Annotated in this window: 2 protein-coding genes; both read left to right on the top strand. The window is 48.6% G+C overall.

The features are described 5' to 3' along the window. A partial coding sequence (locus tag ACTXGO_RS13375; protein WP_443574865.1) for an NAD(P)H-dependent oxidoreductase occupies positions 1-441 on the top strand: 441 nt, incomplete at its 5' end. A gap of 43 nt (positions 442-484) precedes the next feature. Continuing rightward, a partial coding sequence (locus ACTXGO_RS13370; protein ID WP_443574864.1) for an arsenic transporter occupies positions 485-1,662 on the top strand: 1,178 nt, incomplete at its 3' end.

The following is a 1,662-nucleotide window of genomic DNA, read 5'->3' as shown; positions in this document are numbered from 1 at the left end:
GCGCAGTGGTCAGAAGGCATGCTGTGGGTGAGTCCAGAGCGCCACGGCAGCATCACCAGTATTATGAAAGCACAAATCGATTGGATACCACTCGCACTGGGCGGCGTACGTCCAACCCAAGGCAAAACCTTAGCGGTGATGCAAGTGAGCGGCGGCAGCCAAAGCTTTAATACCGTCAATCAGCTGCGCATTCTGGGGCGCTGGATGCGTATGATTACTATCCCCAATCAATCGTCTATCCCTAAAGCCTTTTTAGAGTTTAACGACGATAATCGCATGGACAAGTCGCCCTTATATCTGCGTCTCGTTGATGTCTGTGAGGAGCTAGTTAAGTTCACTTGGCTCACTCGTGGACGCTCAGCCTATCTGACTGATCGCTATTCAGAACGGGTGGAAAGTGCTGAATCAGTGTCGCAACGTGTCAATCAAAAGTCGCTGTAATATCTCCTAGTTATAATCAACACGCTGTAAATAAGGTTGCTCCATGCTCGCATTAACTATCTTTATCGTGACGTTGGTTTTAGTGATATGGCAGCCTAAAGGCTTGGGTATTGGTTGGAGCGCGCTGGGTGGGGCTTTAATCGCCTTAGCTTTTGGCGTGGTGCAGTTATCCGATGTCGGTATTGTATGGGACATCGTTTGGGATGCGACCTTTACTTTTGTAGCGCTAATTATCATCTCGCTTATCTTAGATAGAGCAGGATTTTTTGGTTGGGCGGCGCTACATGTGGCCAGACTTGGCAATGGGCAGGGACGGTTGTTGTTTCCCATGATTGTAATATTGGGCGCGTTTATCTCGGCGTTTTTTGCCAATGATGGCGCTGCATTACTTCTAACACCGATTGTCATCGCTATCTTGCTACGGCTTAAGTTTTCACCGCCATCGGCGTTGGCTTTTATCATCGCCACGGGCTTTATTGCTGATACTGCAAGTTTGCCGTTAGTGACTTCTAATCTGGTCAATATCGTCAGCGCTAATTATTTTGATATTGGCTTTGGACGTTATGCGGCGGTCATGGTGCCGGTAAATATTGTCTCTGTTATCGCGACATTAGCAGTGCTGTGGGTGGTCTATGCCCGCCAAATTCCAACACATTATTCCATTGCCAATCTTAGCGCACCTGCATCCGCTATCGAAGATCCGCTGGTTTTTAAGGCAGCTTTTCCGCTGCTTGCCTTGTTATTGGTTGCTTATTTTGCCACCGAGTCACTAGGTATTCCTATCTTCCTCGTCACTGGTGCGGCGGCATTAGTATTAATGGCAATCGCAGGCCGCTGGTGGCAAGGCGGACGAGATGCCGTTGTTTCGGTGTCTGATGTCGTACGTAACGCGCCTTGGCAAATCGTCTTGTTTTCTGTGGGTATGTATTTGGTGGTGTATGGCTTGGGTAATGCAGGACTGACGGCTTATGGTGCTCAAATACTGAATTGGTTAGGGCAGCAGGGCAATATTATCGCTACAGTAGGGACGGGATTTCTTTCAGCAATCGTGGCCTCTATCATGAATAATATGCCATCCACCTTAGTAGGTGCACTGGCTATTGATAGCGCGCAAGTACCGGCTGCCACTCGTGAGCTGATGATATATGCCAACGTCATTGGCAACGATTTGGGACCAAAGTTTACGCCCATCGGTAGCCTTGCGACCTTGTTATGGCTACA

This window comes from Psychrobacter sp. T6-1, assembly GCF_052258445.1.
Note: the sequence above shows the minus strand (reverse complement) of the source record. Positions and strands in the feature narration are given on the sequence as shown.